General features: G+C 66.4%; 4 protein-coding genes and 2 pseudogenes. 2 read left to right on the top strand and 4 right to left on the bottom strand.

The genetic code is table 11. The features are described from left to right. Positions 1–55: 55 nt before the first annotated feature. Positions 56–1006 (bottom strand): annotated as a pseudogene (locus C6N31_RS41805) (ISAzo13 family transposase); the annotation flags it as partial. Positions 1007–1719: 713 nt separating this feature from the next. Between C6N31_RS41805 and ltrA the strand changes: the two are divergent. Then, positions 1720–3036, top strand: a complete 1317-nt coding sequence (ltrA, locus tag C6N31_RS41800; RefSeq protein WP_198359581.1) for a group II intron reverse transcriptase/maturase — start codon at positions 1720–1722, stop codon at positions 3034–3036. A gap of 767 nt (positions 3037–3803) precedes the next feature. Here ltrA and C6N31_RS41795 read toward each other — a convergent pair. From C6N31_RS41795 to C6N31_RS41785, 3 genes and pseudogenes are all read right to left on the bottom strand, one after another. Then, a complete protein-coding gene (locus tag C6N31_RS41795) occupies positions 3804–4082 on the bottom strand; it encodes a hypothetical protein (protein ID WP_198359580.1) in 279 nt (92 codons plus the stop codon). 208 nt (positions 4083–4290) lie between these two features. After that, positions 4291–4953 (bottom strand): annotated as a pseudogene (locus tag C6N31_RS47105) (DUF5655 domain-containing protein); the annotation flags it as partial. A 116-nt stretch (positions 4954–5069) separates the two neighbouring features. After that, positions 5070–5582 (bottom strand): protein-tyrosine phosphatase family protein, encoded by a 513-nt coding sequence (locus C6N31_RS41785; protein ID WP_198359578.1) that lies wholly within the window; start codon positions 5580–5582, stop codon positions 5070–5072. A 196-nt stretch (positions 5583–5778) separates the two neighbouring features. On the opposite strand from C6N31_RS41785, the gene C6N31_RS41780 reads away from it, so the two are divergent. Further along, positions 5779–7215, top strand: a complete 1437-nt coding sequence (locus C6N31_RS41780) for an NF041680 family putative transposase (RefSeq protein ID WP_198359577.1) — start codon at positions 5779–5781, stop codon at positions 7213–7215. The last annotated feature ends 110 nt before the right edge of the window (positions 7216–7325 follow it).

Here is a 7325-nt window from a genome sequence, read left to right as displayed (position 1 = left end):
CCCCGCCCCTGCAGCGTCACTGCGAACTGCTTAACGAGTTCAAGCAACGGCATTGTGTGCCCGGAGGTAGATGGCAGACGGTGATCATGAGGCCGGTTTCGGCGGCGAGGCGGGCGAGTTCGAGTTTCCAAGCTCGGGTGCGGTAGCCGTTGGAGCCGCCCGCGTCGGCCGTGATCAGCAGTCGGGTCGCCCGTGGATAGGCGGGCCGGCCCTGGCCGTGCCACCAGCGGCGGATCGACTCCACCGCAAACGCGGCGGTGTCGTGATCGGTGCCGACGTTCACCCAGCCGGTGTTCGCCTCGATGTCGTAGACCCCGTAGGGGACGGCCTTGCCCAGTTGCGGGTCGGCGAAGTCGTGGACGCCCACCAGCACTGGATCACCCGCCGGCCGCCACTGGCGTCCGCTGTTCTTGAACTCTCCGACGAGCTCCTTCTTCTTGGTGTCCACGCTGATGACCGGCTGTCCGGAATCCCGGTAGTCGCGGGCCTGCTCGTTGAGGTAGCGGAACTGGGCGTCGCGGTCGCCGTGCTGGCCGCCCTCCAGAGTCTTGGCGCCTGCCTGCAGACTAAAGCCTTCCTCCCGCAACAGGCCGGCGACGGTGTCGGCACTGACCTTGTGTCCGGCCCGGGTCAGCTCCTGGGCCAGGGCACGGGTCGACTTCACGGTCCACCGCAGCGGCGACATCGGATCTCCGCGCTCGTCCGGCTCGACCAGTGCCAGCAGGGCCGGACGCAGGGCCGGGTTGAGATCCGCGACCCGTTTGCGTCCGCCGCCCGGCCTCCGGACCCGCCCCAACGGCTCCTCGCCGGCCTCCAGTTCGAACACACCCCTGCGGACCGTCGTCTCACTCACCTCCGCAGCCTGCGCGACGGCCCGCACACCGCCATGCCCCAGGCCCCTGGCCTCCGCAGCCATCAACAGCCGCCGCTGCCGTTCATCCAGGTGCGGGAACAACACCGCGAACTTCACAGCAAGTTGGTCACGAGCCTCATCCGAGATGCGCATACCACACCAACGATTCCCAGAACGGGAAGCAACACCTTGATTGCCTGCAAGCCCTTAGCCTCGGCGTTTCGCGCGCCCAGCAGACCTGGAGGTCTTCGTGAGTTAGTTGATCTTGGGTCGTAAGCTCGTTGTCGCCTGCCGGTGGAAGTCCGGTCCGGGTAGCTGCCAGGAGGCCCGGTAGCAGACTGGCGGCGTCGGAGGGAAACGCCCGGCGTCGAAGCCCAGTGTCGAAAGCCCTGTAAGGGGGAGCAAAGCAGCGGTCCGTAGCATCACGCGAAGTCTGCGGCGTCGTTAGAGGCCCGCCTTTCGGGGCGGGGACAGGGAGTGCCGAGCCCCCGAAATCAGGGCGAAGGCCATGGAAGCGGCGAAGATCCTGGAGATACAGCCGTGAAGGACTCCCCGGCGTATGGGACATGGAACGTTGCGACGGTGACAACGGGAACTGGGGAGGCCCTCCCCGGCCCGGCAGCCTGCGGTCAATTGCTGCCGGAAGCTACGGGTCCTATAACCGGGTGCTCCCCGGGAAGTGGACGCGGGCCGGGTGGGCGTCGGAGGCGGCCGTAGTACCGCTATGAGCCGGCGGACAACACAACCGCCGGCCAGGGAAGGGCCGCTGCTTCGTCGATGCGCCAACTGTTTGGAGGGGCTTGGTGAGTGCCGTTTCGGCTAGTTCCGCCACGTCGGGATCCCTGAAGCTGGATCCGGTCCGAGCCTTGCAGCATGCGCTCTACCGGTCGGCCAAGGCCGACCCCGGACGACGGTTCCACGCGCTGGGGGACAAGGTCCACCGCAGGGACGTCCTATGGCATGCGTGGGTGATGGTGCGTCGGAACCACGGCGCGCCGGGGATCGATGCGATCACTCTTGCCGAGGTCGAGGAGTACGGCGTTGCCCGGCTCCTCGACGAGCTGGCCGACGAACTGAGGGGAGGGCGCTGGCGGCCGTTGCCCGCGCGCCGGGTGTTCATCCCGAAACCCGGCTCTGCGGAGCAAAGACCGTTGTCGATTCCTTCTGTTCGCGACCGTATCGTGCAGGCGGCGTTGAAGATGGTGCTTGAGCCGGTCTTCGAGGCTGACATGCTGCCGTGCTCTTTCGGGTTCAGGCCCAGGCGCGGGGCTCACGATGCCCTTCAGGTCTTGATCGATGAGGCGTGGAGGGGCAGGCGTTGGGTGGTGGAGACGGACATCGCCAACTGTTTTGAAGCGATTCCGCACGAGAAGTTGATGCAGGCGATCGAGGAACGCGTCTGCGACCGGTCCGTTCTCAAACTCCTGCGCGCGATGCTGCGTGCCGGGGTGATGGAGGACGGGCAGGTGAAGCGGCCGGTGACCGGCACGCCGCAAGGCGGGGTGGTCTCCCCGCTGCTGGCAAACGTCTACCTGCACCGGCTGGACCGGGCATGGGACGCACGTCGGCACGGAGTGCTGGTGCGCTATGCCGATGACGCGGTGGTGATGTGTGCTTCTCGCGAGCAGGCCGAGGCCGCCTTGGAGCGGTTGAGAGTTCTGCTGGCCGATCTCGGCCTGGAGCCGAAGGCGGCCAAGACCAGGATCGTGCACCTGCAGGTGGGGGGCGAGGGACTGGATTTCCTCGGTTTCCACCACCGGTGGGTCACCTCCCGGCCCCGCGACGGGCGGCACCCTGTTGCTTTCCTCGCCCGCTGGCCCTCGGACAGGGCGATGCAGCATGCCCGCGACCGGGTCCGTGAGTTGACGGACCGTCGCAGGCTGCTGCGTCCGGTCAAGGTGATCGTGGAGGACGTGAACGCGTTCCTGCGCGGATGGGCAGCGTATTTCCGGTTCGGGAACTCGGCCCACACCTTCGACCAGATCGGCTCGTACGCCCGGATGCGGATTGGCGGGTTTCTCGCCAAGAAGCACCGGCGGACCAGGAAGTTCGGCTGGGCGATGGTTGCCTTCGCCTCCCAGGACTCTCTGGAGCTGATCGCTCTTCACGGGAACGTCGTCGCACCCAGACCCTTCAGGGACTGGCGGGGCAGGCCGAATGCCGGTGGTGAACGGCGTCGGTGAGCCGTGTGCGGGAGAACCGCACGCACGGTTCGATGTGGCGGGGGTTGGAAACGGAGCATACGTACTATGCCACCGCGCCAGCCCCCGACCCTACACTGGAGGTGTGGCGCATTGCTGGCTGTGTGTGCGAAAGTGCTTTCTGAACTGGGGCGATGACCTTCATGAGGGGTTCTGTCGTTCCAAGCGAAAGGCGCATTCTGCGTGCAGGGAATCGGCTCGCGTGCCAAGCTCCATGCCAGCGCGGATGGTTCGGTGGTGGTCGGGAATCGTCCGGCGCGGAGAGCCGCAGAAAGCTGCCGCTCACCTCCGCGACCGACTTGACGGGGCGAAGGTACTGCGAGGCGAGCATCTGCGATGGCCATCCATCTGAGCTGATCCACAGTTCTTGACAATTGCTCTAGCTGCGCTGAAATTAGCCAGCTCCGCAGCAGACGGCCGGCCTTCCCTGGGCGAGTCGGGTCCGCGCCGCGGGGCCTTTTACCGGTCCACGCCATGGTGACTCGGGTCCTGGGCGTTCTTGCACCGTACCTGGAGCCAACTGCCCGGCATCGTGGGACTCTGCTTGCAAGCCGGCCCCTGGTGCGTCATTTCCAGGGGAGGCTGATGATGCGCAAGGGCGGCTGGCCATTGAGGATCTCGTAGAGGAACTGCCCGCCCTTAGAGCTCGTAACACGATCTTGGATTGGTAGATGGTTCGACTGGCGTCAGGGGGTCGCCCGCGGTAGTTCGTTTTCTTGTACGGGCGAATCCCTGCAGCTGCTGAGGTGTCAGTGATGATGGACGACCGCCAAGCGCAGCTCCCCGCCGGGCAGGAAGTCGAGCGCGACGGCATCGAGCATGTTCCCGATCGGTGGGAAGTCTTCTGGGCGCGGGTGTTCCAGGCTGTCGGTGAGGTTCACGAAATCGATGAAGGCCGGCATATCTGATGCTGGTGTGACCACCTCGACCTCCACACCGAATCGTCCCCGATGCCCTGTTACTCGGCAGCGAACTACCTCGAAGGCGCGGATCCCGCTGTTGAGCCAGAGTTGAGGTTGGTCAGTCACGGCTGATCAGCGTACGAGGGCTCAGCCTGTCGCGCACGCCGTCGTCAGAGTCTTCGCCAGCGGATGAGTCCGCAAGCCAGTGAGACGAGGGCGTCGTGTAGGTCGAGGCGTCGTTCCCAGCGGATGGCTGCCCGGCGAGGCCCCTCGGCGGCCTACTCGTCTTCGCGTAGCCGGGCACAACGGACGATGGCATGGCGCCCGACAGCCCCGCCTTCTCCAGATCGGCCGCCGAGCCGATCCGAACCTCCAGGTCGCCCGTCCCCAGGTGACCAACGCCGCGCATGTCACGGGAGAAGCCCTCCTCCAGCGCGACCGTGTCCGGATCGACTCTGAGGTACACCAGCATCGCCTCGTGCTTCGGGCGGAAGATCACCGAGGCAAGGTTCACTATCCGCCGATACGCGATGTAGTGCAGTAACGGAGCCACCTCCACATCACCCCACGCGGTAAGTGCCTCGTCCAGCGCGGCGTACAGATCCTGCAGACAAGCCGGAGCCGGACCCGGGGTCAGTCGGACCGCCGACTTGTCGTCGCCGACACCCGCCATCGGTTCCCGTTTGCGACGCTGCCGCTGAGCTGGAACCAGTCTCGGGCAACCGGCGCGGACTCGATCATCTGCAGGATCAAGTGGTAACCGTCGAAGACGCGGTAGCGCACCAGGTCGATCCGTTCAGCCGGCGTACCGCGACCCGGTCGTGGACGAGAAACTGGCCGCGATACAGACCATCAGCGGGTTCCACCAGTCGATTGCCTCGGCCGCCTCTGTCCCGAGCTCCACCTTGACCAGTGCCTCGAACGCGTGACGTGCTGAGTCCAGCCATGACAGGTAGGAGACAGCCTGCGACCTGACCCCGCTGTTGGAGCCGGGGCGTGCAGCCAGCGTTCGATCCCGAAGCCGAGTCAGACGGTAGGTGAGAGCTGCTGGAACTGTGTGCGGCATCTTTAAGTGAACATATTCAACTTGTTCCTTAACCTCACGCCGATTGCTCAGGCGGAGGTTTCGAGTCCGGCCAGGAGGCAGGCGACGTCGAGCCCTGTGGTCAGGTACTGCTCGAAGGTCCGGTTGTTGAGGGCCCAGGGTGATCGGTTTCGTCGAATGAGGTCGATTGCTGCGGCGGCGTCTTCGCCGAGTTCGATCAGGGCCTGTGCAACGACCAGGCCGGAGCGGTTGTAGCCGGAATGGCAGCGCACAAGGACGGTGCGATTGCCTCGTACTGCGCCTGCGACAGTAGTGGCCAACTGCTGGACCGCGTACAACTGCACGGCCGTGAGCGGGCTGTCTGGAATCTCGTTGACCAGGTGCTCGACGCTGGGATGCGGTCCGTGCCCCTCTCTGCTGTACAGGCTGACGACCAGGTCAAATTCGACGTCGACGACGGCGGCCTGCGTCTGGCCCTGGGGGCTGACCCAGACGTGTCCGCCCATCCACAGCCCCGGCCTGACCTCGTCCCACGGTGCCTGCGGTTCGGGAGCATCGCGGTCCTTTTGACGTGTCTTCACCTGTGTTCCTCTCCGTCTTGGCCAACGACACGCCCAGGCGCTCAGGTTCCCCGTGCCGATCCACCACCGCTGCCCCGGCCTCGTTGAAGGCCCCACCCAGGTCACTCGTCCGGTTGATCGCCGGACGCGGGGCACGCCTTCTCGTGATCCTGAGACCAGCAACGGGATCAGTCTGTTCACGCAAAAGGCCGCGGTGATGAGTGTGCTGCAAAGCATCGGCGAACAGGACGCGTTCGCGAAGCTCTCGCGCTTCCGGACGGACTTCTACGGCTGCCTGTCCGCACGGGCGGACGCGTTCTTCGAGCTGACCGACGCGCTGCTGTGCGCGGACGGCCCGGTGACGGCTCCGGTGGAGCTGTCGCTGACCGCCGAGCACCGGCGCGGCTACGGCTCCCTCTACGCCGCTCTCAACCATGGCCGCCTCGACGCCGACCGGTTGCGCGAGTTGTTGGCCGGCCTACCACTGCCCCGGATCGGCGGGCGGATCGTGCTAGCGGTCGACGTCTCCCCGTGGCTGCGCTCGGATGCCGCGTGCTCGCCGGAACGGCTCTTCTGCCACGTCCATGGCCGCTCCCGGGCCGCAGCCCAGATCATCCCGGGCTGGACCTACTCGATCGTCGCCGCGCTGAGCCCGGGCAGGTCGTCGTGGACGGCGGTACTGGACGCGGTCCGGCTCGGGCCCGAGGACGATGCCATCGCGGTAACCGCCGACCAGCTCCGCGCTGTGGCCGAGGACCTGATCCGCGTGGGCCAGTGGCAGGCCGGGGACCGTGACATGCTGATCGTGATGGATGCCGGCTACGACGTGATGCGTCTCGCGTGGCTGTTGCGGGACCTTCCCGTCGAGCCGGTCGGACGCCTGCGCTCCGACCGCGTCCTCAGGTTGCCCATACCGCCACTGTCGCGCACCTACCAGCCCATTGGCCGGCCGCCGAAGCACGGCCCGGAGTTTCGCCTCGCTAGGCCTGAGACCTGGCCCGAGCCGGCGGTGGTCACGGATGACACCAGCCGCTACGGAAAAGCCGAAGCCCGTGCCTGGGACCGAGTCCACCCCCGGTTGACCCATCGCTCCGCGTGGATCGACAGCGACGACGAACTCCCCCTGGTCGAGGGCACCCTGATCCGACCGAAGGTCGACCACCTGCCCGGCGACCGCGACGCACCACCGGTCTGGCTGTGGTCTTCGGCGACCGGTGCCGCAGCAGCCGACGTCGACCAGGTCAGGAGCTCCTACCTGCGCAGATTCGACCTGGAGCACACGTTTCGCCTGTTCAAGCAGACCCTAGGCTGGACCCGCCCACGGCTCCGGGACCCGCAGGCGGCAGACCGCTGGACCTGGCTCGTCATCGTCGCCCACACCCAACTCCGCCTCGCCGCGACCCTGGTCGCCGACCAGCACAAGCCGTGGGAGAAACCAGACCGCGCAGGCGCCCTGACCCCGACCCGCGTCCGGCGCGGGTTCCGGAACATCCGACCCCACCTGCCCTGCCCGGCCCGTGTTCCCAAACCGTCCAGGCCGGGACCCGGCAGACCACCCGGCTCGAAGAACCGGCACCCCGCCACCCGTCATGACGTGGGCAAAACCGTCAAACGCCCTGAGACACTGATCGAACGCGATCAAGCCCGACGTTAAGGAACAAGTGTACGTCCAGCAGTCCGGGCGTCATCGCAGCTCAGAAGGGATGAGAGTGATGTAACCGGACGTCAAGCTCAGGATAGCCAGCCGGTGAAAGTCCGGTCCGG

Origin of the sequence: Streptomyces fildesensis, assembly GCF_016107395.1 — a bacterium.
Classification (GTDB): Bacteria; Actinomycetota; Actinomycetes; order Streptomycetales; family Streptomycetaceae; genus Actinacidiphila; species Actinacidiphila fildesensis.
The sequence above is the reverse complement of the archived record's forward strand: the minus strand, read 5'-3'. Positions and strand labels throughout refer to the sequence as shown.

Bases quoted from the DNA above. Each gene is read 5' to 3' on its own strand.
- C6N31_RS41780 (WP_198359577.1), top strand. From the start codon at position 5,779: ATGAGTGTGCTGCAAAGCATCGGCGAACAGGACGCGTTCGCGAAGCTC.